Annotated in this window: 21 protein-coding genes; 7 read left to right on the top strand and 14 right to left on the bottom strand. The window is 45.7% G+C overall.

The annotated features are described in order from the left end of the window. The first annotated feature begins 173 nt into the window (after positions 1-173). The 3 genes from ACFS5N_RS11345 (at position 174) to cysM (ending at position 3,942) form a co-directional block, all read left to right on the top strand. Positions 174-2,150: an alpha-ketoacid dehydrogenase subunit alpha/beta gene (locus ACFS5N_RS11345; RefSeq protein WP_377185417.1), complete on the top strand. Its 1,977-nt coding sequence runs from the start codon at positions 174-176 to the stop codon at positions 2,148-2,150. Between the two features lie 105 nt (positions 2,151-2,255). After that, on the top strand, positions 2,256-3,068 hold the full coding sequence (gene epsC, locus ACFS5N_RS11340) for a serine O-acetyltransferase EpsC (RefSeq protein ID WP_377185415.1): 813 nt from the start codon (positions 2,256-2,258) through the stop codon (positions 3,066-3,068). Position 3,069: 1 nt separating this feature from the next. Then, on the top strand, positions 3,070-3,942 hold the full coding sequence (gene cysM / locus ACFS5N_RS11335; protein ID WP_377185413.1) for a cysteine synthase CysM: 873 nt from the start codon (positions 3,070-3,072) through the stop codon (positions 3,940-3,942). Between the two features lie 213 nt (positions 3,943-4,155). Here the strand turns inward: cysM and ACFS5N_RS11330 are convergent, their stop codons facing one another. From ACFS5N_RS11330 to ACFS5N_RS11320, 3 genes are all read right to left on the bottom strand, one after another. After that, positions 4,156-6,375 (bottom strand): transferrin receptor-like dimerization domain-containing protein, encoded by a 2,220-nt coding sequence (locus tag ACFS5N_RS11330; RefSeq protein WP_377185411.1) that lies wholly within the window; start codon positions 6,373-6,375, stop codon positions 4,156-4,158. A gap of 316 nt (positions 6,376-6,691) precedes the next feature. Continuing rightward, complete coding sequence (locus ACFS5N_RS11325) at positions 6,692-7,165, bottom strand: ribonuclease H-like YkuK family protein (RefSeq protein WP_377185409.1); 474 nt, start codon at positions 7,163-7,165, stop codon at positions 6,692-6,694. A 141-nt stretch (positions 7,166-7,306) separates the two neighbouring features. Further along, complete coding sequence (locus ACFS5N_RS11320; protein WP_377185407.1) at positions 7,307-7,840, bottom strand: OmpA family protein; 534 nt, start codon at positions 7,838-7,840, stop codon at positions 7,307-7,309. Between the two features lie 201 nt (positions 7,841-8,041). Here ACFS5N_RS11320 and ACFS5N_RS11315 point away from each other — a divergent pair, with 201 nt between their 5' ends. Then, positions 8,042-8,773: an FkbM family methyltransferase gene (locus ACFS5N_RS11315; protein ID WP_377185405.1), complete on the top strand. Its 732-nt coding sequence runs from the start codon at positions 8,042-8,044 to the stop codon at positions 8,771-8,773. A gap of 245 nt (positions 8,774-9,018) precedes the next feature. Here the strand turns inward: ACFS5N_RS11315 and ACFS5N_RS11310 are convergent, their stop codons facing one another. From ACFS5N_RS11310 to ACFS5N_RS11290, 5 genes are read right to left on the bottom strand one after another with little or no spacing between them, the layout of a single operon-like run. Then, complete coding sequence (locus tag ACFS5N_RS11310) at positions 9,019-9,459, bottom strand: Rieske 2Fe-2S domain-containing protein (RefSeq protein ID WP_377185402.1); 441 nt, start codon at positions 9,457-9,459, stop codon at positions 9,019-9,021. A 30-nt stretch (positions 9,460-9,489) separates the two neighbouring features. After that, the gene (locus ACFS5N_RS11305; RefSeq protein WP_377185400.1) at positions 9,490-10,407 is read right to left on the bottom strand and encodes a DUF5777 family beta-barrel protein; all 918 of its coding nucleotides are present in this window, start codon (positions 10,405-10,407) and stop codon (positions 9,490-9,492) included. Positions 10,408-10,431: 24 nt separating this feature from the next. Beyond that, complete coding sequence (locus ACFS5N_RS11300) at positions 10,432-10,974, bottom strand: YceI family protein (RefSeq protein ID WP_377185398.1); 543 nt, start codon at positions 10,972-10,974, stop codon at positions 10,432-10,434. Between the two features lie 3 nt (positions 10,975-10,977). After that, entirely contained in the window at positions 10,978-12,264 is a 1,287-nt protein-coding gene (locus ACFS5N_RS11295; protein WP_377185396.1) for a hypothetical protein, read from the bottom strand. Next, positions 12,261-12,899, bottom strand: coding sequence for an RNA polymerase sigma factor (locus ACFS5N_RS11290; protein WP_377185394.1), 639 nt, complete (start codon positions 12,897-12,899; stop codon positions 12,261-12,263). The genes ACFS5N_RS11295 and ACFS5N_RS11290 overlap by 4 nt, the downstream gene beginning before the upstream one ends. 296 nt (positions 12,900-13,195) lie before the next feature. On the opposite strand from ACFS5N_RS11290, the gene ACFS5N_RS11285 reads away from it, so the two are divergent. Further along, complete coding sequence (locus ACFS5N_RS11285) at positions 13,196-14,020, top strand: glycosyltransferase family 2 protein (RefSeq protein ID WP_377185392.1); 825 nt, start codon at positions 13,196-13,198, stop codon at positions 14,018-14,020. A gap of 4 nt (positions 14,021-14,024) precedes the next feature. Next, positions 14,025-15,425 (top strand): oligosaccharide flippase family protein, encoded by a 1,401-nt coding sequence (locus ACFS5N_RS11280; protein WP_377185390.1) that lies wholly within the window; start codon positions 14,025-14,027, stop codon positions 15,423-15,425. A gap of 90 nt (positions 15,426-15,515) precedes the next feature. Here the strand turns inward: ACFS5N_RS11280 and ACFS5N_RS11275 are convergent, their stop codons facing one another. The 5 genes from ACFS5N_RS11275 to ACFS5N_RS11255 form a co-directional block, all read right to left on the bottom strand. Further along, the gene (locus ACFS5N_RS11275) at positions 15,516-16,145 is read right to left on the bottom strand and encodes an ABC transporter ATP-binding protein (protein ID WP_377185388.1); all 630 of its coding nucleotides are present in this window, start codon (positions 16,143-16,145) and stop codon (positions 15,516-15,518) included. Between the two features lie 88 nt (positions 16,146-16,233). Next, positions 16,234-17,019: an acyl-ACP--UDP-N-acetylglucosamine O-acyltransferase gene (gene lpxA, locus ACFS5N_RS11270; protein ID WP_377185386.1), complete on the bottom strand. Its 786-nt coding sequence runs from the start codon at positions 17,017-17,019 to the stop codon at positions 16,234-16,236. Then, positions 17,016-18,428 (bottom strand): bifunctional UDP-3-O-[3-hydroxymyristoyl] N-acetylglucosamine deacetylase/3-hydroxyacyl-ACP dehydratase, encoded by a 1,413-nt coding sequence (locus tag ACFS5N_RS11265; protein WP_377185384.1) that lies wholly within the window; start codon positions 18,426-18,428, stop codon positions 17,016-17,018. The genes lpxA and ACFS5N_RS11265 overlap by 4 nt, the downstream gene beginning before the upstream one ends. An 86-nt stretch (positions 18,429-18,514) precedes the next feature. After that, entirely contained in the window at positions 18,515-19,552 is a 1,038-nt protein-coding gene (lpxD, locus tag ACFS5N_RS11260; RefSeq protein ID WP_377185382.1) for a UDP-3-O-(3-hydroxymyristoyl)glucosamine N-acyltransferase, read from the bottom strand. A 97-nt stretch (positions 19,553-19,649) separates the two neighbouring features. After that, the gene (locus ACFS5N_RS11255) at positions 19,650-20,897 is read right to left on the bottom strand and encodes an HD domain-containing protein (RefSeq protein WP_377185380.1); all 1,248 of its coding nucleotides are present in this window, start codon (positions 20,895-20,897) and stop codon (positions 19,650-19,652) included. Positions 20,898-21,094: 197 nt separating this feature from the next. Between ACFS5N_RS11255 and porX the strand changes: the two genes are divergently transcribed. Then, positions 21,095-22,648 (top strand): T9SS response regulator signal transducer PorX, encoded by a 1,554-nt coding sequence (gene porX, locus ACFS5N_RS11250; RefSeq protein ID WP_377185378.1) that lies wholly within the window; start codon positions 21,095-21,097, stop codon positions 22,646-22,648. Positions 22,649-22,763: 115 nt separating this feature from the next. Here porX and ACFS5N_RS11245 read toward each other — a convergent pair whose 3' ends face one another. Beyond that, positions 22,764-25,238: a glycoside hydrolase family 95 protein gene (locus ACFS5N_RS11245; RefSeq protein WP_377185375.1), complete on the bottom strand. Its 2,475-nt coding sequence runs from the start codon at positions 25,236-25,238 to the stop codon at positions 22,764-22,766. Positions 25,239-25,372: the final 134 nt, after the last annotated feature.

Here is a 25,372-nt window from a genome sequence, read left to right as displayed (position 1 = left end):
TCGCGATGACGTGACGGAGTTTGTTTAGGTTTCTTTGCTATAGTCTGAAATAGCAAGTTTTTGACCTAAAATCCACCTTTCAGATTTTGCATCCGCAATTATCTTCCTTAAATTAGGTGCCCCCCGACCGACAACAGTTCAGGGCGCACATAAGATTCACTTTAGTTGGGTACATGATTTTTGACCGGAAAAACCTGGACGATAATGCATTAATAGCAATCTACAAAAAGTTGCTGTATCCGCGTGTTGTAGAGGAAAAAATGCTGATTCTGCTCAGACAGGGCCGCATTGGCAAATGGTTTTCCGGTATTGGTCAGGAAGCTATCGCTGTGGGCGCTGCCCTGGCCATGCATCCCGACGAATATATCCTGCCCATGCACCGCAACCTGGGTGTATTTACCACCCGCGGCGTACCTTTTAACCGATTAATGGGCCAGTGGACAGGCAAGGCATCAGGTTTTACCAAGGGGCGCGACCGCTCATTTCATTTTGGCACGCAAGAGCATAAGATCATCGGGATGATATCGCACCTGGGCCCTCAGATGGCTTTGGCCGATGGTATTGCATTAGCCGATGTGTTGAGCAAAAATAAAAAAGCAACCTTAGTTTTTACCGGTGAGGGCGGCACCAGCGAAGGCGACTTCCACGAAGCCGTAAACATTGCCGCAGTATGGAACCTGCCGGTTATCTTTTTGATTGAAAACAACGCTTATGCATTGTCTACCCCAACGCATGAACAATATCGCGCCAAAAAACTGGTTGACAAAGCCATTGGCTACGGCATTGAGGGCAGGCAGTTAAATGGCAACAACATACTGGAAATGTATTATGCCATTAGTGAAATAGCACACAGTATACGCCAGCGGCCACGGCCGGTTTTAGTAGAGTGTAAAACCTTCCGCATTCGCGGCCACGAGGAAGCATCCGGCACTAAATATGTACCGCCCGAGCTGATAGCCGAATGGCAGGACCGGGACCCGGTACGTAGTTTCGAGAATTACCTGATAAGCCAGGGGGCGTTACGGCCCGAATGGATTCCGTTTTTGCGCGACGAGATTTTAAAAGAGATTGACCCGGTGATAGACAAGGTGCTGATGGAAAAAGATATCCGGCCGAATGTATTTACCGAACTGGGTGATGTCTATAAACCCTTTACCAGGCCATCGTTTAAGCTATCGCCTAAATCACAAGTGATCAGGTACATTGATGCGCTGCGCGATGGCTTATTGCTATCAATGGAACGCTACCCCAACCTGGTACTCATGGGGCAGGATATTGCCGAATATGGCGGCGTATTTAAAGTCACCGAGAACTTTCATGAGTTTTTTGGCAAGGAGCGCGTACGCAATACCCCGCTGTGCGAGTCGGGGGTTATTGGTGCAGCTATGGGCTTGTCACTAAATGGTTATAAAGCTGTTGTGGAGATGCAGTTTGCCGATTTTGTAAGCAGCGGCTTTACCCAGGTGGTCAATAACCTGGCTAAAACGCATTATCGCTGGGGGCAAAATGTGGACGTGGTGATCAGGATGCCTACAGGTGCAGGTACCGCAGGCGGGCCGTTCCATTCGCAGAGCAACGAGGCCTGGTTTACTAAAACTCCGGGCTTAAAGGTGGTTTACCCTGCCTTTCCGGCTGATGCAAAGGGGCTCATGATGTCGGCCATTGCCGACCCTAACCCGGTAATGTATTTTGAGCATAAATACCTGTACCGGAACCTTACCGGCGAAGTACCCGACGGCGAAATTTTTGTAGAAATAGGCAAGGCACGCGTTGTTAAAAAAGGCACACAGGCCACTATCATAGCCTACGGCTATGCTGTGCACTGGGCACTGGAATATCTGAGCAATCACCCTGAACTATCCATCGAAATTATAGACCTGCGAAGCTTACAGCCCTGGGATTGCGCAACCGTAATGGCCAGCGTGAAGAAAACCAACCGCGCCCTGGTGCTGCACGAGGATACCTTGACCAGTGGCTTCGGCGCCGAAGTAGCCGCTACCATCAGTGAAAAATGTTTCAAAGAACTGGCGGCCCCGGTAATGCGCTGCGCAAGCCTGGATACGCCGGTACCTATGGATAAAGGCCTGGAAAGTCAGTTTTTGGGTAAATCGCGACTAGAGAAAGTAATGCAGCAGCTGCTGGCATATTAAATTTTTCATGCCTTTTTAAAATCTATCAAAAAGATAGTTTTTACATACAAACAACATTTTTTTGTCTAAACTTGCAGTACACCAAATAATTGTGGGCGTATTGCAATGAATGACGAATTTTTCCGGCAGATTTTAAACAAACAGCAACTAGCTGAGGCTGTGCCTTCAAACAAGGAGATCACCGCCTGGGCCATGGAGGTAATTCGTTTGTTGTTTCCTGAGCAATCAAAAAAAGTATTTTTATCGGTTGGTCAGCTTAAGGATGAGTTTGCCAAACTGGAGCAGGAGTTATCGCACATTATGGATGCAACAAAAGCCTGTTGCGAGGGTAATAATCCAAAGCGTGCGCAAAACTTTTTTAATTCATTACCAGAGCTGTATCGTATTCTGAATACCGATATTGAAGCCATATTTAATGGCGACCCGGCCGCACGCAGCGAGTTTGAGGTAATACGCACTTATCCCGGTTTTTTTGCCATCTCATTTTATCGTTTGGCGCATAGTTTATATGTCAATGATGTGCCGCTGATACCACGGATACTGACCGAGTATGCGCATTCAAAAACCGGTATTGATATACACCCGGCAGCCGATATCGATGAATATTTTTACATAGACCATGGCACCGGCATTGTGATTGGCGAAACCACCCGCATTGGTAAAAATGTAAAACTATACCAGGGTGTAACTTTAGGTGCGCTGAGCGTAGCTAAATACATGGCTAACACCAAACGCCACCCAACGGTTGAGGATAATGTGGTTATTTACTCTGGCGCTACCATTTTAGGTGGCGAAACAGTTGTTGGGCATGACAGCGTGATAGGCGGTAATGTTTGGTTAACCAAAAGCGTAGAGCCCCACTCGAGGGTTTTCCATGCGCCAACCGTAAAGGTTTTAAAAAAGAGCGAAGAGAACTAAAATGGCAACATTAATTGAGCTGATAGGTAATACGCCGCTGGTTGAAATACAAAGATTAAACCCCAACCCTAAGGTTAAAATATACGGCAAACTAGAGGGTAACAACCCCGGTGGTAGTGTAAAAGACCGTGCGGCGCTAAACATGATCAGAAGCGCTTTAGAGCGCGGCGATATTAAACCCGGCAGTAAGCTCATTGAAGCTACCAGCGGCAATACCGGTATTGCGTTAGCAATGATAGCCAGCCTTTACGGTATTGAAATTGAATTGGCCCTGCCTTCAAACTCAACCCAGGAGCGCGTGCTCACCATGGAAGCCTTCGGCGCCAAAGTGACCTTGCTGGACGGTATTGAAGCCTGCCGGGACTATGCCGAAGACAAAGCTGCCAATCAGGGTTACTTCATACTGAACCAATTTGCCAACCACGACAATTACATGGCCCATTACAAAACTACCGGCCCTGAAATTTGGCGTGATACCGACCGTAAGATTACCCACTTTGTAAGTGCCATGGGTACTACCGGTACTATCATGGGCTGCTCAAAATATTTAAAAGAAGTAAATCCGGATATTCAGATTGTAGGCTGCCAGCCTACCGAGGGTTCATCCATCCCCGGAATACGCCGCTGGCCGCAGGAATATCTGCCCAAAATATTCGACCCTTCAAGAGTTGACCGGGTGATGGACATTGCCGAGGCCGATGCAACTGCCATGGCCCGCCGCTTTGCCCGCGAAGAAGGCGTTTTTGCCGGTATGAGCAGCGGCGGCGCACTATTTGCCGCGATTGAGCTGGCTAAAGAGCTGAAAGAAGGTGTTATTGTATTTATCTGCTGCGACAGAGGCGATAGGTACTTGAGTAGTAATTTGTTTGGGTAAGCAAGATTACAGAATTGATGAGATAAGGCAGGGTTTTTTCTTTGCCGTTTCACTGGTTTCATACGTGTATAAATACGACACAGAAAACGCGGCCCTATAGGGTCGCGTTTTCATTTTTGTTACGGGTGTCACCCTGAGCTAGTCGAAGGGCAAGCGCTGGCCTTCGCCCTTATGCTTCGACAGGCTCAGCATGACACCCGTTCTTTATAGGCGCTACATTGCCGCTTTATCCAAATAAACCGCCAAAGCATTAATACTTGCTGCGACGGCGGCAATCTGCTCCTTCGCTTCTTCCCAGTTTCTTTGTTCTATCGCTTCGCGGATGCCTGGCATGGTTTTTACCCCGTAGCCTGTATAAAAGCCCGGTGCATAAATGCTGTGCTTGTACCATGGGCGGCGCGGCAGGCCATTCGGCGACAGCAACTGCTGTTCGGCTTTGTAAACCGTTTCATTTAACATTTTATGGTCTGCTGCCAATGCTGGTGCGGCGGCCGTTTTATCAGCCAGTTTAGCTGCACTGGCTTTCAATGCCAGTAGCGATGTATTCAATGGTGTAAAATCAATCGCAGGTACTTCTGCTTTGGCTATCGGGGCATCCATATGCTTGGTTGGATCGGCCGATAATTGGTAGGCGTTGGTTTTGAGCAGTTGATTTTGCTGAGCGGTTGTCTCGCGCATATTGTTTGCCAACTCCACCAGTTCTTTACGATAACCATCCAGTGTGGTATACAGGTTCCTGAAATCAAACGGCAATACATCAGCATCTGCCATTCTTAAAACCGCATGACCGACAGTTTTAGCCAGCACCCCGCTGTAAACCGAGCCGGGGTCTTTAAATTTATTATAATCGGCATACGAGTCGAAAATAGAATGATACTCGCCGCCCGGGCCTTCACCGCCATAACCAATATCCAACGTAGGCACGCCGGCATGCTGCAGGAAGGACGAAAAGTCTGAACCAGACCCCAGAGCCTCGATCGGAGCAATCTTGCGCTCCATGATCTCTTTGCGGGCCTTTACCGAACCGGCGGTTACCAGTTCATGCGCTTTGGCGCGGTCGCCCACCGTTGCTTTTGTTTCAGGGTCAATCACGCTTTGCGAAACCTCGCCCATAAAGCTTTCCAAAGCATGCGAGCCTCCCGCGTGATAAAATCCTCTTGATATATCATCCGAGTTAATATAAACCACCGCTTTTTGCTGCAGCTCCCTGTCATGATCCTCCACAAACTCGGTCGACCCTAACAGGCCCGGCTCCTCTCCGTCCCAGGCGCAGTACACGATGCTACGTTTGGGTTTCCAGCCGCTTTTTACCAGGTCGCCAATGGCTTTGGCTTCATCAAGCATAGCGGTTTGACCGCTTAGCGGGTCGTCTGCCCCATTAACCCAGGCATCGTGATGATTACCGCGCATTACCCACTCGTCAGGATAAGTAGAACCTTTTATTTTGGCGATCACATCATACGCGGGCACCAGATTCCAGTTAAATTCCAGCTTCAAGTGTACAGTTGATTTCCCTGGACCAACATGGTAAGTAAAAGGCAAGGCTCCGCGCCATTCGGCAGGTGCTACCGGCCCGTCAAGCGATTGCAGCAACGGTTGCGCATCTTTATAGCTTATAGGCAGTACGGGTATTTTTAATATGGTGGTAGCATCTTTACGGTCCAGTCGCTGCGCCTTGTCTGTAGCACCCACGCCGGGTGTCAGCGGGTCTCCGGGATAGATCACCATATCCATCACCGAGCCTCGTTGTACGCCGGTTTCATTTTTATAAGCGCCTTTGGGGTAAACATCTCCCGCAAAGTAGCCATCGTCTTTAGGGTCTGAGTAAATGATACAGCCAATTGCCCCATGCTCAAAAGCAACCTTAGGCTTAATGCCGCGCCATGATTTGCCGTATTTGGCAATCACAATCTTCCCCTTCACATCAATGCCCATCGCGGCCAGCATGTCATAATCATCAGGCAAGCCATAGTTTACAAACACCAGCTGGCCGGTAACGTCGCCATCGGCACTCCACGCGTTATAAGTAGGCAACTGCCCATCCTGGTTTGAGGTTGGGTCCTCAGCCAGCGGGTTTTCCTTCAGGCTTGCTGTAAACGGCGTCGGGCCGGTCATTTCCAGCAGGCGGGTTTTCGGCGTCGGGAACAACACTTTATAAGTTTGTATATGGGCATCAAAGCCGTACGATTTAAACTTAGCCAAAATCTTGTCTGCAACCACTTTACCACCAGGCGAACCGATATGGTGCGGATAAGCCGACAGATCCTTCAAAGCCGCGCTGATACGGTCGGCACTGATGGCGTCGTCAAACTTTTGTTCGGTTTGCAATTGTTTAGCTGATGTTGCAGGGGTGAAACCCATCAATGGTTTTTGCTGGGCCTGGGTGCAGACAGTGGCCATGGAGAGGGCGCTGAAGGCAAGGATTTTCTTCATGAGATAACAGATCAGTTGTTGTGCGCCATTAAGATAGTAAGATTTAAGGGGATGCGCAAGAAGCGTACAGCAACAAGTATTTGTCATTTCGACTAAAGGGAGAAATCTATACATATGCTTAGCAAGCATAAATACTCGTGTATAGATTTCTCGCGATGCTCGAAATGACAGACTTGATTAATCATAAAACGGCTTGATTAGGGGTGACGACGTCTTCTCCGGCAAAATCGGGGCTTACCGGGCAGCCTCTTGTTTAGGGGCAAGAGTTTAAGAACGCCTGCGCTATTAGTAGTTTATAGCGGGCTATCCGATGGCTTTATTGAACCATCTTGTTGGCGCAGCATGAGCTGGCAAAGGCTTCGGGTTTGGCTTTAAACACAAATCCCATGCTTAAAATGTAACCCATTGCTTCATGCAGCGCCTGGTTTGATTTAAACATAGGATTGGTGTTAATATCAGCGTGTACCTCCAGATCGACATCATACAGGTCGAGCAAATCGCAAAGTTTGTAGGATATGTCGATCGACTTTTGTACCTCGGTAAGCATACGCTCCTTGATACTCATTTTTTGAGAGCTGCGCTCCTGGTGAATGTACATAAAGCCGCCGCGGCCCTCGCGTAAAAAAACAATAACAGTAGCAAAATCAATTACCGCGCCTTTTACCTGCGAGTCGGTGCCGATGCAAACTTTGAGCTTATTGCCCGCAAGGGTTTCGCGCTCAATAGCACTTTCAACTTCGGTCATAATAGGCGACTGGATGACTTCTCCGCTAAATTTTCTCCATGTCATAAAGTACGTTTTTAGTAGCTGGTGAATACCTATATCTAAAGATAAAGCACAACACGCCATAAAAACGTTACCTTACGATGATTTATTTGTTAACATTGCCCTATATATCAACAGGTTAACCAACAAATAAAGCCATAGGCCCTACAGCTTTTTGATCTCAACGCGGCGATTCTTCACACGGCCGGCCTCAGTGCTGTTATCGGCAATAGGTTTTTTGTCGCCATAGCCTTTAACAACCAGATTGTCGGCACTTACGCCCGAGTTTACCAGGTATGTTTTTACAGAGGTTGCTCTTTCAACAGACAATGCCATATTATGCGCGTCTGTACCTTCGGCAGATGCGTGGCCGTTTAGCACAAATTTTACTGAGGCGTCTTTCTTCATTTCGGCAGCAGCCTTATCAAGGCGTGGATACGATTCTGTTTTCAGAATGCCTGAGTTAAATTCAAATTGTATGTTGGCAAAGTTGTAATCTGGTTTTTCAGGAACGGGGGCAAGCGCAGGGGCCGCAGCCGGGGCTTCTTGTTTTGGAGCCGGGGCAGGTGCTGGTGCCGGGGTTTCGGTTTCAACAGGGGCTGCTGCAACCGGTTTTGGTTTTTTAGCCTTACAGGCGTTTAATAAAATTACAGTTGATAATACAGAAACAGATAAAGAAAAAACTTTTAGAAATTTCATAATTGTTGTGGATTGTTTAGTTTAAAACGAGGTTTGGGAATGGATATTGTAAATAATACACGGTTAGTTAATTGGCGGCTAAGATATTTTAATAATGTTTGAAGCTATAGACAACGTTATCAACAAATAAACATTTTGAGGCAATTGATGAAATAGTTTATATTGAGCCCGTATTACTTGAATGACTCAACCAACAACAAAGTGAGATTACGAACCAGAATAAAATTAATATTGCAAAACCTGCTAGGGTTTGAGAATTACCAGTTTTATGCCTCCAGGTTTATTATAAACCGCTTACGCTCAATTGAAGTAGAAGCTGATTTTGTACGTTTTTTAGATTTGATACCCGCTGGTGGGCTGATACTTGATGTGGGTGCAAATTTTGGGGTCATGACGGTTTCACTTGCAAAAAAAGCCGGCACTGGTAAAGTTTATTCGTTTGAACCTATACCTGAAAACTCGAGGGTGATAAAACGACTGTTGAAGCATTATAAATTAAACAACGTCACGCTGTATGAATGTGCCGTAGGCGATAAATCGGGCGAATTAAAAATGGTAGTGCCTGTTATTGATCACGATAAAATACCTGGGCTTAGCCACGTGGTTGATGATAACAACAATGATGAGGGCGAGTTTTTTACCGTGCCTGTAAAGCGTCTTGATGATATACCCGAACTTAAACAGGCAGATAATATAGGCGCAATAAAAATGGACGTTGAGAATTTTGAGTTTGAAGCGTTAACCGGTGCTAAAGAGTTATTGCTTAAACATAAACCTATTATATTTTGCGAGATCTGGAATACCGAAAAAAGCAAGGCCACCTTTAATTTTCTGAAGAACGAAATTGGCTATACCATTAATGTATTGGTAGATGGCAAATTGGTTCCGTATACCAACCAGGACGCGTTGAACTATTTTATGATTGCTCCATAGTACGGCTTTGGATTTGGGAAAGTTTAACCTCTGCCTGCCGAACACATCAAAATTTGCGGTTGCTGCAACAGATAGTGAGCTTCCCTAAATAAATTCAACAGAGCGCTGCCGGGTCGGCCCATTTATTAACGTCACCGGCGGTTAAGAGAAGGTATCGTACTTACTACGGTGGATCGTCGTAATTCAGACCGATATTAAGATATACACCACGGTTAGCGCTACACCCCTCTCTTTAATGACAAACCTTATACCGTAACCGTTAACGTAGTCCCGCTTACTACTACGGTATATTCTTTCAGCGAGCGCGTGGCCGGGCCCTGTAATAAAGCACCGGTTTTGCTGAATTCGCTACCGTGGGCCGGGCAAATAAATATACCCTGACTGTTATTGTAGTTTATTGAATTACCCTCGTGCGTGCAGGCCACCTGCACCGCGGTAAATGAACTGACGGTGTTGCCACTGGCTAAGCGCACAATAATAATACCGTTGCTAACCGTCTGGTCGCCTACATTCTTGATAGATGAGTTTAAATCCAACGTAACAGTAGTTCCTGCCGCCGGGGCATTGTTATTGCTGCCCGAAGGGCCCGGGCTACCGCTTTTACTGCAAGATACCAGTCCGCAGCCCATACCACATGCAGCGAGTGTGCCTATACCCAGCTTCGCTAAAAATTCGTGACGTTCCATATTATAAATCGGGGTTAGCTATATTTTTAATTATTCTTTCATTTTTTTGTGACTGCCATTAAAGTCAAACATACGCGAAATGGTAAATCCAATACGGTACTGACCTCTTGAATAACGTTGTTGCGAACGTGCCAGCATATTCATCTCAGAAATTGAATTTGCGTTGGTAATATTCACGGTAAACACGTGGCCCCCGGTCTCAACCTCATAGCCGAAGCCCAGCGGATCCTGGAAATCGTAGGTATTTTTTCTAAAATCAGAAAAAGGATGCGCATAATCAACAATAAAACCGGTATGGTTTGTTAATTTAATGCGTGCAGCGGCCTGCAAAGCAAAAAAGGATTGCTCGGTATTAGCCGGACTAATTGGGAACGCCGTATTTTGACGCAGGTAGGTGGGCGACACCTGTAATGATAAGGCTCCGTTAAAGCTATGGGCAATTATAGCCTGCGCTAAATAGGACATACGGCTGCTCATAGTGGTAAAAGTTGACTGTTGATACGGCTGTACACCCGCCTCGCCCAATAAAGTTACAGCCAGTGGCGAGCTGCCATCAGATGTTTGGTGCACAAGCGCGTATTTCAGCTCAAGCTGTATAAGCTGGCCAATAGTGCTACGACCCAGGTCAACGTTAAAATTGTCGCTCACGCCATATTCAAATCCAAAAAACACATCATTAACACGGTCAATACCAAAAGCGGTTTGCCCGCCGCCATTTGAGCCGGCAATGTCGCCGAAACGGTGGATGATCTGGAAGTTAAACTCATTTTTTTTAACCATCTCAGTAGTTTGAGACAGCACTAAGCGGGTTGATTTAAAAATAGCTACCGGTACCGGTTTCTCGTCCTTGCTCATGGCGCTCATTAAAGAATCAGCTGCCGATTTTTGCTGCGCCTTTGCACCAACAGTTAGTGCAAATAAGGCTACGATTAAGAGGTGTTTTTTCATTGTCGTGAGATAATTGTATGTTATTTATTTGGTTGCCGTATACGTGGCGGTAACGTTCATTTTTATGCTTTCGGCAATATTGTGAAATACCAGGCGCGGTATCTCGATGTGATGATCGGCGCACTTAACCATAAATTCTGATTTCATGGTGACCACGCCGTTACTCACAGTAATGGTGCCCGGGATGGTACGATTCTGGCTTACATTGTGCACGTTAAGCACGCCAATGGCTGTAACCTGGTAGGTACCGTCCTTGCTCAGATCAGGATGTTCCTGGATCTTGCCTTTAAAGGTGGCATGCGGGTACTTATCGCTTTCCAAGTAATCGCTGTTAAAATGCTCCTGCATTAACGATTTACGAAACTTGAAGGTATTGATGGCTACACTAAAAACCAGATCGCCGGTAGCTGCATTATAGACCGACTGGCCAGAACTGGTTTTGGCCGAAATATCCTCGATTGGGGCGCTTGAGAACAAGCTTATTTCGGCATTTTTACACATGTAGAGTCCCTGTCCCGTCTGGAATATGCTCATCCAGGCGAGTAAAATAATACTGATATGTTTCATGTTTTACTTAGGTTTTGTTAGCGAATTGATGTTCCAATTTAGTCCTACCGCTACCCCGAAGGTTTGCACTTTCACCTGGCTGTAACCAATATCAGACAACGGCAGCTTTAGATACGGTGTCACACTCAGACCGATATTTGACGCTACTTTGCGTTCATAACTTGCCTGCAGGTTCATGATGCTGAAAAAGTACTTGCCTTTTCCTTTTACGGTGTACGATGTCGGGCCCGGATACGGGTCGTTACCATAATCATAAGCATAACTTTCATGCATCATAATATATGATGATATGCCTGTACCGATACTAATCTTGTTAAGCGATTTATTATACAGCTGATAACCGATATTTATCGGGATATCCAACACCCTACAATCAGCAGTTACACTTTGCGGGTTTGTTTTAAACTGGTAAGCCGTATGGTAACTGCTAAACGGCAACGAGTATGGCTTGGTTGAATATGTGGCGCCCGTACTGGCGCTAAACCTATTCAAGCCAACGGTAAACAATAAGCCTACGTTGGTACCCGAGCTGGTGGAGTTAAATGACCCAACGCCATTAACCTCCGGCGCAGCCAAAAATCCCAGAGTATACTGCGGTCTGAAACCAGTGCCCGCTGTTGTAGCTTTTATCTTTGGTTTTGGCAATACAATAGCCACCGCATCAATACCCGTTTTGCTTTGTCTGCTCAGCTCAGGCGTGCTTACGCCCTGCGTTTGGTCGATAGTTACTGCATCGGCTTTAACCGGCACCATAGCCAGATAAGGTTTAGCTGTATCAACCGCAGTCAGGTTGTTATTAAACGCAGGTGCATTCAATTGCTGTTTTTTAACCAGCTGCGGCGTAGCAGTACTGCCATTAGCTTTATTAGCGCCAGCTAAATACTGTTGTTGAGCCTTAGTTTGTTGCGTAGTTGTTTTCTCAATAGCTGCTGTGTTTGCGGGTTTAACAGTTGTTGCAATGCGGGTTTCGGTTTGGCCGGCTGTCGCTGCTTGTTGTGGCTGCACAGTTACGGCAGGCGCCTCTGTTTTTGTTGTTTTGTTGGTAGCTACCTGTTGTGTTTGCTGCACGGCAGTACCGGCTTGAGGTTTAAAAATCCACCAGCCAATAAATGCCAGCAATACCGCTGCAACGCTGCCTAAAATTGGCAACCAGAAAACTTTCCCCCCGCGCTTACCTTCATCAAGCATGTTCTCGAAGTTATCCCAATCGCCTTCTCTGAACGCCGGTTCATTCGCCGGGTCCTCGAGAGCGCTCCTGAAGATATCATCTATGCTCTTTTCCTTTTTCATTCTCTAATACCTTTGTTACTATAAAATACCGGCGAAACAGGAGCCCCATTCATGGCCACTACCGGATTAAAACTTACGCCATTAGCATAGTTACCTGACGAGTCAGCGTCAAGGATCATCTGCTTTAATTTTTGCCGGGCCTTAAACAAATTTGATTTTGAGGTACCAATGTTGATATTCAGCATTTCAGCAATTTCTTCGTGCGAGTACCCGTCAATCGCAAACAGGTTAAATACCGTGCGATAGCCTTGCGGTAACTTTTGCACCATCGCCAGCAGGTCGGCATAATTTAGATTATTGTCTGTCGCTACGCTGGCATCATGCAGGTGTTCGGCTTTCTCCAAATCTTCGGCATAGGCCATCTTGAGGTTTGCCCGGTAGTAATCAATAGAAACATTAGTCATGATGCGCCCCAGCCAGGCTTTAAACGGCCTGGATGGATCGTACGATTCTATCTTGGTAAAAACCTTCAAAAAACCCTGATTCATCACCTCTGCAGCCTCGTCCCTGTCGCCGGCATATCGCAAACAGATAGCCATAGAGAAGCCGTAGAATGCTTTGTAAAGCATTTTCTGACATTTCCTGTCCTGTTTCAAACAGCCTTTAATCAGTTGGTGTAACTCTTGTTCGCCCATTTGGGTTATTAAATCGTTGTTGCCTTGGGTGATAAACCTCCGTTAATTATTTGCATCACGAAGATTGCGCAATAAAGGTTGCCCCGTATGATAAATTTATTTAAAAAAATTGAAATACCCCTCCTCCAGATCTCCACTAACGCAAACTTTCTTGTTATTGTGGTGCATGTTTGAGTCCGGCCACCTTGTCAGGATACAGACAGGGCTTTTTTACGACTTCAAGGCAACCTTTTGTTAACAGGGACCGTGTTCCTTGTAATCAACCTGTGGTCGACAACGAATAAAGAGATATTACGATGGTTCCATTATCGGTAGTTATTATAACCAGAAACGAAGCTGAAACAATAGCTGAATGTATTGCAGCAGCGAAACTCATCACCGACGATATTATTATCATAGATAATTACAGTACCGATGAGACCTGCAGTATTGCGTTAAGCGAAGACTGCCGCCTTTACCAGTGCCCATGGGAGGGCTACGGCGCTAATAAAAATAAAGGCATCGCGCTGGCTAAATATGATTGGATTTTAAGTGTGGATGCCGATGAAATTGCCGACCTGGAACTGGTGCTGTCGCTACACACCCTCAAGCTGAACGACCCCACCATGGTTTACGATATTCGCTTTAAATCATACTTTGGCAAAAAGCTGATACGCTATGGCGCCTGGGGCCGCGACCACCATATCCGGCTGTTTAACCGCACGCGTGTAAAATGGTCTGAGTCGTATGTTCACGAAACCCTGCAGCTACCCGTCGGCACCCAAATACAGCACCTCGACGGCTATGTACACCATTACTCGGTTAAAGACGGGCGCGAGTGTTATGCTAAAGCGCTTTTCTATGCCCAATTAAGTGCAGGCAAGTACCTGCAAAGTGGTAAAAAAGTAAACCTGGTTAACTTATATCTGTCGCCTGTATTTAGTTTTATCAAAAGCTATATTTTATTCGGCGGCTTTCTGGACGGTAAAGAGGGGCTGGTTATCGCCCAGATTACTTACAAAAATAAGTGGTTAAAATATCGTTATCTGCTCAGACTGGAAGGCAGTAAATTAAAAAATAAATACTCAAAAACCCCGGCACCAAAAGCGGAGCCAGGACTGGCGGTAGAATACTCACATTAAGCTCATGCCAGCCACAGGTCATTTAAAAAACTTCTCGGCTAATGTGCTGCAACTGGTGGCCAATAACATTTTCGGCCTGTTAATTTTTTACCTGCTTTCAACCACTCTGAGCAAAGCAGATTTTGGCGAATTAAACTTAGCGCTGGCTATTTTACTGGCGGCTTTTAATATCCTGTCATGCGGTATTGATCAACTTATTATCAAAAAAATAGCGACTTACCAAGACCGCGAATCTGCACTTTCGCTTTACATCATTCACACCCTCATTACCGGCCTTGTTTTTTATGGTTTACTGGCAATAGGATATCTGCTTGTTCCAAACGCTACCATTTACCAACTCTTGCTGCTCGTTGGCATCGGTAAGTTCATGATCTATCTTTCCACCCCATTTAAACAAGCCGCCAACGGACTGGAAAATTTCAAGTTAATGGCCTGGCAGTCGGTAATCTCCAATTTTGCACGATGTGCCGGTTTATTAGTTTGCTTTTTGCTGCATTGGCTCAATTTGACGATAGCGATAGCTATTTTTATAACCGGCGATTTTTTAGAGTTTACAATTGGCTTGATCTTATTCAAGCGTTCGGCCGGCATTCGTATAAATATTAAATGGAACAAGGTGGCTTACTTTGCCCTGCTAAAAGAGGCCCTGCCCCAAATTGGGGTGGTCATCATCACTTCGTCACTAGCGCGGTTTGACTGGATCTTTATTGGCTTCATGCTATCGGCCGCAAAACTGGCAGAATATAGCTTTGCCTATAAGGTGTTTGAAATTGCTTTGTTGCCGCTGTCGGCCATCTCGCCGCTCCTAATCCCGCGCTTTACTAAAATGTTTAAGCAGGGTGATGTTGACATAGCAGGCATGAAATTACTGATCAGGACAGAAGCTATTATCGCCGGTCTGTCAATACTGCTCATCAATATCTATTGGGCGCCAATTATTGATTGGATAACCCATAACAAATACGGGGCGGTCAATCAGCATACCATATTTCTCCTCTCCCTTTGCCTACCGTTCTTCTATCTCGAAAACTTGTTGTGGACGATAGCATTTGCACAAGGCCGTTTAAAAATGATACTAAATGCATTTATAGTAACGCTTGTGGTAAATATTGCGGGCGATGTAATATTGATTCCGCTTTATCAAAACGAGGGGGCTGCGGTGGCCTTCCTGCTGGCTTGCGTGACGCAGGTAGGTTTTTATTTGAGTAAAAACAATATTGCTACGCTAGGTAAGGTATGGCAACCCGTTGCCTTATGTACTTTTGGTGCGGTCGCAGCCGGATTTACAGCGCGCTTAATAACCGGCGATGGTTGGTTGGCGATCCCGGTTTCTTTGATTTTTTATGGCGGATTGCTGATTACCGGTCAGGTTATTTCTAATACCCCCGTGTCATTTCGACGGTAGAGAGAAATCTTATACGAGCGGTTTTGACAAGGCTTATAAGATTTCTCCTCGTGCCTCGTCGAAATGACATATCTTTATGAGTTACGACTTCTAAATCTTATAATCGGTAATACTCAACCTATGTTCGCAAAAACTATACTCATGCTCCTGGTTTGAACAGATTACAGTGAGGCGGCCGGCGGCAAACTGCTGTACTAAGCTCAAATACCATTCAACCCCTTGGGCATCCAGGTTTGACGTAGGTTCGTCAAGCATTAAAACCGGGGTATCGGCACAAAAAGCCAGCGCCAGCTTCAAGCGCTGTTTCATGCCGGATGAAAAATATTTAATCAGCTTATTAGCATTCCCGGGTAAATTTAACAGCTCAATGATAGCAACTTTGTCCAGGCCCGGTTTATAATTTTTAAACCTGAAATGGAAGTCTATCATCTCATTTAAAGAAAACTCTTCAATAAGCTCCAGGTACGGCGCGGCAAGGCTTAAGTATTTGAATACATCGCTTACTTCAATTTTGGTACCCTCCCTGGTGTACTCAATCTCCCCTATAGAAGGGCCTAAACTACCATTCAAAACAGAAAGTAGCGTAGATTTTCCCGAGCCGTTGGACCCTAGGATGGCGTAGCTACACCCCTGGCTAAACGTATAATCAACCCCTCTGAAAATCCAGTCGCGGTTAAAGCGGCGGCCGATGTTTTTAAGGGTGATTGTGAAATTTGTCATTGGGTCATTAGCGTCATCAAGTCATTGGTGTCATTAGGTCATTACTTAATAAAATGACCCAATGACTTAATGCCTCAATGACAATAAATTATGAATTACCAAACCCCTTCATGATACCACGTTGCGAGCTTGATACGAAGTTAATGATCTCATCGCGTTCAACGGTTGGGTTAAATTCAGCCTCGATGATATCAAGCGCTTTGGTAATGTTGTATTTTTTCAGGAAGATAACGCGGTAAATTTCCTGTATCTCGGCAATCTTTTCGTTAGTAAAACCCCGGCGACGTAAACCTACCGAGTTAATGCCGATATAAGACACCGGCTCACGCCCAGCCTTAGTATATGGTGGTATGTCTTTACGCACCAATGACCCGCCTGATATCATACTGTGCGCACCAATTTCAACAAATTGGTGTACCAATGAACCACCACCGATGAAAGCAAAGTCGTACACATTAATATGACCGGCTAATTGTACCGAGTTGGCTACAATCACATTATCGCCAATAATACAATCGTGCGCTACGTGTACGTAGGCCATCAGCAAGCAATTGCTGCCAATGGTAGTTGTATTTTTGTCAAGAGCGGTACCGCGGTTAAGGGTTACGCATTCGCGGATTACCGTATTATCGCCAACGGTTACCGTACTTGGCTCACCTTTGTACTTCAAATCCTGCGGCGGGGCCGAAACAACGGCACCCGGAAAAATACGGCAGTTCTTCCCAATACGCGCACCATCCATAATGACCGAGTTTGAGCCTATCCAAGTACCTTCGCCAATCTCAACGTCTTTGTGAATGGTCACAAATGGCTCAATCACTACGTTATCGGCTATTTTGGCCTGCGGATGTATGTATGCTAAAGGCTGGATCATGCTTCTTCAGTTTTTGTTTGTTTTACAATTTGTGCCATTAACTCGGCCTCAACAACCACACGCTCACCAACCATACCCACACCTTTCATTTGGGCAATGCCACGGCGGATAGGTGCAATCAGATTACAATGGAAAATTATGGTATCTCCCGGCACCACTTTGTCTTTAAAGCGGGCATTCTCAATTTTCAGGAACAAGGTAATGTAATTCTCCGGGTCAGGCACTGTATTTAGTACCAGGATACCGCCGGTTTGCGCCATAGCCTCAATCTGCAATACACCCGGAAATAGAGGCGTACCCGGAAAATGGCCCTGAAATATGCCTTCATTCATGGTCACATTTTTCAAACCTACTACATGGCTTTTGGTCAGCTCCAGGATCTTGTCGATCATCAGCATCGGGTAGCGGTGCGGTAATATCTTCATGATCTGTTCGGTATCATAAACCGGCTTCATGGTTGGGTCATACACCTTAAAGTGCTTGCGGCTGCGCTCTTTTTTAATGAGCGTTTTTATTTTTTTAGCAAAAGCTACGTTTGCCGCGTGGCCCGGCCTTGCTGCCATAATATGGCCGCGCAATGGTACGCCTACTAAAGCCAGGTCGCCTATCATATCCAGCAACTTATGGCGTGCAGGCTCGTTCTGGTGGCGCAGCTCTATATTATTCAGGATACCCTGAGGGGCAACTTTAATATCTTTACGGTTAAATAATTTAGCCAGGTGGTTCAGTTCTTCCTCGTCAACGTCCTTGTCAACCACCACAATGGCATTGTTCAGGTCGCCCCCCTTAATCAAGTCGTGCTTTAATAGCATTTCCAGCTCGTGTAAAAAGCAAAAGGTTCGGCAAGAGGCAATATTGTCAACAAACTCAGTGATTGATGATATACTGGCATGCTGGCTACCTAAAACCTGCGAGTTGTAATCAACCATACAGGTAAAACGATAGTCGTCATCCAAAGGCATAGCAACCATTTCAACCTTACGGTCGGGCTCTGAATAGTGAATGTTGTAAGGAATGTGATAATATTCACGATCTGCATCTTGCTCTACAGTACCTGTCTGTCTTAAAACCTCAACAAATTGTATTGAGCTGCCGTCCATGATCGGCGTTTCAGGGCCGTCCATATCAATCAGCACATTATCAATCTCCAAACCAACTAAAGCTGCTAAAACGTGCTCAATAGTGCTTACGCTGGCGCCATTTTGCGAGATCGTGGTACCACGTGAGGTATCAGTAACATTATCAACATCGGCATCAATAATCGGTTGTCCCGGCACGTCAACTCGTCTGAATTTGTAACCGTGGTTTTCCGGTGCCGGATTAAAGGTCAGCGTTACCTTCTCGCCCGTATGCAAGCCCGAACCTGAAATAGAAACGGGCGCCTTAATAGTTCTTTGTTTAATGTTCATTTATTATTTTGTCATTGGTCATCGAGTCATCAGTCATTTTTGTTGGTCCAGATTTAAAAAACTAATGACCAATGACTATTGACTAATTAACCATTTTTCAATTCTTTGATGATCTTTTCGAGTTCGTAAACTTTCTTGTCCAGTTCGGGCAGTTGCTTTAGTTTGGCATGAGCTCTAAGGTAATCTTTATAAGGCATATACGGCGTACCGCCCCAAGCCTGGCCCTCTGTTTTAATTGAGCTGTTTATGCCGGTTTTTGCTGATAACTGTGTTTTATTGGCGATGGTTAAGTGCCCGGCAATACCAACCTGCCCGGCAATCATTACGTTGTTACCAATTTTGGTACTGCCTGATATACCCGTCTGCCCGGCAATAACCGTATCGGTGCCCACTTCAACATTGTGGGCTATTTGCACCAGGTTATCAATCTTGGCACCCTTGCGGATGATAGTCGAACCCATTGTAGCCCTGTCAATGGTCGTATTTGATCCAACCTCGACATCTTCCTCTAAAATAACATTACCTATCTGGGCAATTTTTTTGTAAGTACCATCTGCTGATGGTGCGAAGCCAAAACCGTCGCTGCCAATAACCGCGCCTGAGTGCACAATAACGTTATTGCCCAGTACACAATCGAAGTATACCTTAACCCCGGCAAACAGGGTTACATTGTTACCTAATGTTGCGTTGTCGCCGACATAACTGTTAGGGTAGATCTTGCATTTGTCGCCAACCTTTGCGCCCGGACCAATATAGGCAAAAGCGCCTATGTAAACATTTTCACCAACTTGCGCGGTAGGGTGGATAAAGCTAGGTTGCTCAATGCCGCTTTTATCCAGTCGGATGGTGTTATATGCATCTAACAGTACAGAAAAGGCACTATAAGCGTCTTCAACACGTATTAACGTCGATTTAACCGCTCCTGACAGCACCTGCGTGTTGTTTACTATAACAATTGATGCATTGGTTGTATAAAGATATTGCTCATACTTAGGGTTGGCCAGAAAAGACAGGGAGCCTTCGCCTGCTTCCTCTATTTTGGCGAGGGTACTAACCGCTGCCTCAGGATTTCCCTCGACGGTTCCGTTAAGTAATGAAGCTATTTGCTGTGCCGTAAATTGCATTGGCGCAAATTTAATGTTAAAATTATATTATTAGTGATTAGTGATTGGTTAATTAGAGATTAGTGCTTCCTGATTGTTACGAACAGTCAACAAACCCTCAATCGTTAGCCTCACTGATCTCAGCTCTCAAGTCCTTGCTATAGCAGATGATATACTTCTCGACTGTTTTAGCCAGGGCCTGCAGGTTCGAATAATCGCTGGCTGTTGCAATATCTGTAACGTTGCCGTTTTTCATTAGTATACCGATGTTCTCGTTATCTAAACGATAGGCATTGTTTTGGATAGAATCTGTAAATACAAAATAGCGCACCTCATCTTGTTTAATGCCATACTTTTGCACAGCTATGTTACCCAGCTTTTCAACCAACTGATCATCTGCAGGCTCATTAGTTATTTCGACCTGAAAAAGCTTGCGGTTCACAAAATTTTTGCACAGCAGCGCCAGTACAAAATCATCTGCAGAAGCCCAAACCTTTACAGCCGACAGGATATCAGTATCGTCCAGATGCGTAAATATTTCAAGGTGCCCGTCTTTAACAAACTCGTCGTGTGTTAAGGTGCGATGCAGAAAATGAGCAAGCGCCGGTGTAGCAAACAGTTCCTTTCCACCTAAAACCAATGAGCGGGCCCGCTCCAGTATTTTAACCAGTAGTTGCTCGGCTGCTATTACCGTTTTGTGCAGGTAAACCTGCCAGTACATTAACCTGCGGGCTATCAAAAATTTCTCAACCGAGTAAATGCCCTTTTCTTCAATAACAATATGATCATTCTTTACATTCAGCATTTTGATGATGCGATCATAACTTACCACGCCCTCGGATACCCCGGTAAAGAAACTGTCGCGGTTCAGATAATCCAGCCGGTCCATATCCAATTGGCTCGATACCAGTTCATGCAAGAATTTTTTCGGATAGGTGTTTCTGAATACGCTAATGGCTTTGCTTAGCTTACCTTTAAACTCCTCATTCAGCTTATTCATCAGCATAATCGAGATATCCTCGTGCGATACACCTTTAACAATAGTATGCTCCAATGCATGCGAGAATGGGCCGTGGCCAATATCATGCAATAAGATAGCTATAGTCAGGGCTTCTTCCTCTTCAGCTGTGATTTCATGGCCTTTAGCGCGCAACGTTTCAATGCTCATGCGCATCAGGTGCATGGCGCCCAGGGCATGGTGAAAGCGTGTATGCAGGGCGCCGGGATATACCAAATGGGTCATACCCAATTGCTTGATATAACGCAGGCGCTGAAAGTAGGGATGCTCGATCAGGTCGAACACCAACTCGGTTGGAATACTGATGAATCCGTAAACCGGGTCGTTTATTATTTTCTTTTTATTCAATGTGCCGTTTATACGCTGCAAAAGTCAGAAATTATGGCATAGGTTGCACCACCTAATTGTTAATTTTTGTTAATACTGTGCCATAAAGCGTAACAAATAACTGCCTTTGGGGTTATATGCCTATGTTTGGTGTAAATTGTGCTATAACAGCCTGAATTACTGAACTACTTTTTATTTATAGAATACTACAACATATTATGCAGGATACTAACATATTATGGGCTGATGATGAAATTGACCTGTTAAAACCACATATACTTTTCCTGAACGAAAAGGGCTATAAAGTGACAACTGTTACCAATGGCAACGATGCCGTTGAGGCGTTTAAAAACGGCTACTTCGACCTGGTTTTCCTGGATGAGAATATGCCGGGTCTAACCGGTATTGAAACATTGGCACAGATCAAAAACATCAATAACGATGTGCCTATTGTGATGATCACCAAAAATGAGGAAGAATACCTGATGGAAGATGCCATCGGCTCAAAAATTGGCGATTACCTGATTAAGCCGGTACATCCGAAACAGATCCTGTCGACCATCAAAAAACTAATTGAGAATAAACGCCTGGTGACCGAAAAAACCACTATGGCCTATCAGCAGGATTTCAGGAACCTGGGCATCACGCTTAACGATAATCTCGATTTCCAGGAGTGGGGCGATGTTTATAAAAAACTGATATACTGGGAGCTTGAGCTACAGCAGCTGGAAGATGCCGGTATGCACGAAATATTAACGCTGCAAAAAGCCGAGGCCAACATGCAGTTCTGCAAGTTCGTAGAGAAGAACTATCTTAATTGGTTAAAGAACCCCGAAAACGCACCCACTATTTCACCTCAGCTATTTAAAAAGAAGGTGTTTCCCAAACTCGAGGCAAATGTGCCGGTTTTCTTTATACTGATTGATAATTTGCGTTACGATCAGTTTAAGATCATTAACCCAATTATATCACAATATTTTAAGCTCGAGGAAGAAGATAGCTACTACAGCATCCTGCCTACGGCTACCCAATATGCCCGTAACGCTATTTTTTCGGGACTGATGCCACTGGAAATGGAGAAACGCTTTCCCGGCATGTGGCAAAATGACGAGGATGAGGGCGGCAAAAACCTGTATGAGGCCGATTTTGTGGCCGATCAGATCAGTCGCGTTTACCGTAAGGACATCAAGCACTCATATCACAAGATTCTGAACCTTGACGAGGGCCGTGCGCTGAACGATTCGGTAAGCAACCTCATGAAGAATGACCTGAACATTGTTGTCTATAACTTCGTTGATATGCTGTCGCATGCGCGTACCGATATGCAGATGATCCGTGAGCTGGCCAGTGATGATGCCGCTTATCGCTCATTAACGCTGTCGTGGTTTGAACATTCGCCTTTATTCGATCTGTTGAAATTCCTGGCTAATAAACAGGTTCGTGTGATTATCACCACCGATCACGGCACTATTCGTGTTAAAAAACCAAGCAAGATCATCGGCGACCGTAACACCAACACCAACCTGCGTTACAAACAGGGCCGCAACCTTAATTTTAACGCTAAGGACGTATTCCACATCCGCAATCCGCACGATGCAATGCTGCCTAAATTGCACGTAAGCTCAAGCTTTGTATTTGCTAAGGAGGACACCTACTTTGTATATCCAAACAACTACAATCACTTTGTAAATTTCTATAACGAAACTTTCCAGCATGGCGGTATTTCGCTCGAGGAAATGATTATCCCGGTGATTACCTATGGGCCCAAATAACATTAATAGGATAAAACAAAAAGGCTCGCTGATTAGCGAGCCTTTTTGTTTTATCCATTAGTTGACTGTCTGGCGGTAGAGACGCGATGCTTCGCGTCTCAAATCATACATTCATTTAAACACCCACCAAAGTATATGTCTTGCCCGCAACAGTACCAAAATCATACAACAAAGTCGCTTTCTCACCAGTTGGTTTCAACTGCGCTTTTTCGGAAATGATCGGCTTAGCTGTTTCTTCATTCTGGTAGAAGAAATTGCTGTTAGCGCCTTTGGCGGTTTTGATAGCTCCACCTACCAGCTTTATACTATTGGGTACACGCAGGCGACAATTACCACCTAAAGTCGACTTGATTTTTACTTCACTTAACTTACCATTGGCCCATTTCATACTTACAATTTCAAAACCACCGCGTGCGCGCAGGCCACTTATGCTGCCGGTAGGCCACGCATCTGGCAGGGCCGGTAAAAGGTTAAGCGCCCCGTCATCGCTTTGCATCAGCATTTCGCAAATACCGGCTGTGCAGCCAAAGTTACCGTCAATCTGGAACGGGGGGTGCGCATCAAACAGGTTGGGATAGGTGCCGCCGCCATTGTTGGAAACACCATGATTCTTGCCCACCGGCGTCAGTTGGTTTTGAATAAGTTTATAAGCATGATTGCCGTCCAGCAACCTGGCCCAAAAGTTTACCTTCCACCCCATCGACCAGCCGGTTGATACATCGGTACGGAAAATCAGCGACGTACGTGCGGCATCAAACAACTCAGGCGTACGGTAAGGCGAGATCTGGTTGCTTGGATATAAACCATAAAGGTGCGATATATGCCGGTTATGATCGTTCGGGCTATCCAGGTCATGCAACCACTCCTGCAATTGGCCGTACTGGCCAATATGCATAGGCGGCAGCCGGTCGCGGGCAGCTTTTAGCCTGGCTGCAAAGGCCTGATCTATGCCCAGAATTTTAGCCGATGCTATCACCTCGTTAAAAATATCAAACACAATCTGGTTATCCATGGTAACACCGGCATCGATAGATACATTGCCATATGCCTGTGGGTTATTCTCCGGCGACATGGACGGCGATATCACCAGCCAATGATGCTCAGGTTCTTCGATCAGGTCTTCCAGATAAAACTGAGCGACGCCCCGTAATGCGGGGTAAACGGTTTTCAGATAGTTTTTGTCGCCGCTATACATATATCTGTCCCAAAGCTGGGTGCTCAGCCACGCACCGCCCGAAGGCCACAGCCCCCAGTAAATACCATCCACAATACCGTTGCTGCGCCATATGTCGGTATTATGATGCGTAACCCAGCCGCCTACGCCGTACATGTCTTTGGCAGTTTGGCGGCCGGTTTCTGAAAGATCTTTTACCATTTGCACCAAAGGTTCGTGCATCTCGGCCAGGTTGGTTTCCTCGGCCGGCCAGTAGTTCATTTCGGTATTGATGTTAATGGTGTATTTGCTGCCCCACGGCGGGCTCATTTCTTTGTTCCAGATGCCCTGCAGATTGGCCGGCTGGCCGCCCGGTTGCGATGAGGAGATCAGCAGATATCGCCCAAACTGAAAATATAGCTCCACTAATTGCGGGTCGGTACCAGTAGCGAAATCGGCCACACGCTGGTCGGTTGGTTTCTTGGCGGCCTCGGTGCTGCCCAGGTCAAGCTTAACGCGGTTAAAGAATTTTTGGTAAGCGGCAATGTGCCTGCTTACCAGTATAGTGTAAGGTACAGGCCAGGCTTTGTTCAAATATGCATTGGCACGGGCGGCTTCATCCGCACTTACATCGTTATATTTTACAAAGCTGGTAGCCATGGAGATGAATAGCGTAGCACTGTTAGCTTTGCTGATGTTGACCGAGGTGTCAGACGCTGCCATAGTGCCCCCATCCAGCTTTACTTTTATCAATGCCTGGAATTTATCTTCGCCTTTAACGCCATCCCTGTCGCCGGAAATACCTGATAGTTCCAGTTCATTATTACCCCTGGTTACAATTTTTGATTTCTGCGGACTGGACATTGCTGCCGAAAAAGTTAAACTGCCCGGTTTGCTGGCCGTTAAATGCACCACTATAACCTGGTCGGTATTTGATGCAAATACTTCGCGTTTGTAAGTCACGCCGTTTACCGTATAGCTGGTAGTAGCGATAGCTTTGGTCAAATCAAGATCGCGATAGTAGTCTTGAAAATTTTCATGACCCGGAAAGTTTAGATATAAATTACCCACTGGCTGATAACACATGCCGTTATTGCGGTTGGTTTTCATGGTTTTGGTAGCCAGGTCGGCGGCTTCTTTGTGCTTGTTTTCAAAGATCAGCTTCCTTATCTCAGGCAAGGCGGCCAATGAGGTCGGGCTGTCGTTACGGCTAGGGCCGCCGCTCCATAGCGAGGTTTCATTAAGCTGAATGGTTTCGCGGCCGGGGTTGCCGTACACCATGCCGGCTATGCGGCCATTGCCAACAGGCATTGCGCGCTCCCATACCGGGTCCGACGGCTGGTTATACCAAAGCTTTAAATCGTTTTTTTGCTGTGCAAACAATTGGGTAGCCGCGCCTGCAAGCGCAAACACCAAAAGGTTCTTCTTCAGAATCATGGCAAATTTGGTTTATCGTTTAGATAGTCCTAAACTTTCAACCAAGGTAATCAATAAAATATAAAAATTGCAATCGATTGCAATTGTAATCAGATAAATACATTTTCCATAATAAGTTTGTATTGAATGCCGAT

The sequence above is a fragment of the Mucilaginibacter ximonensis genome (genome assembly GCF_042686265.1).
Classification (GTDB): Bacteria; Bacteroidota; Bacteroidia; order Sphingobacteriales; family Sphingobacteriaceae; genus Mucilaginibacter; species Mucilaginibacter ximonensis.
This window is presented reverse-complemented; position numbering and strand designations above follow the sequence as displayed.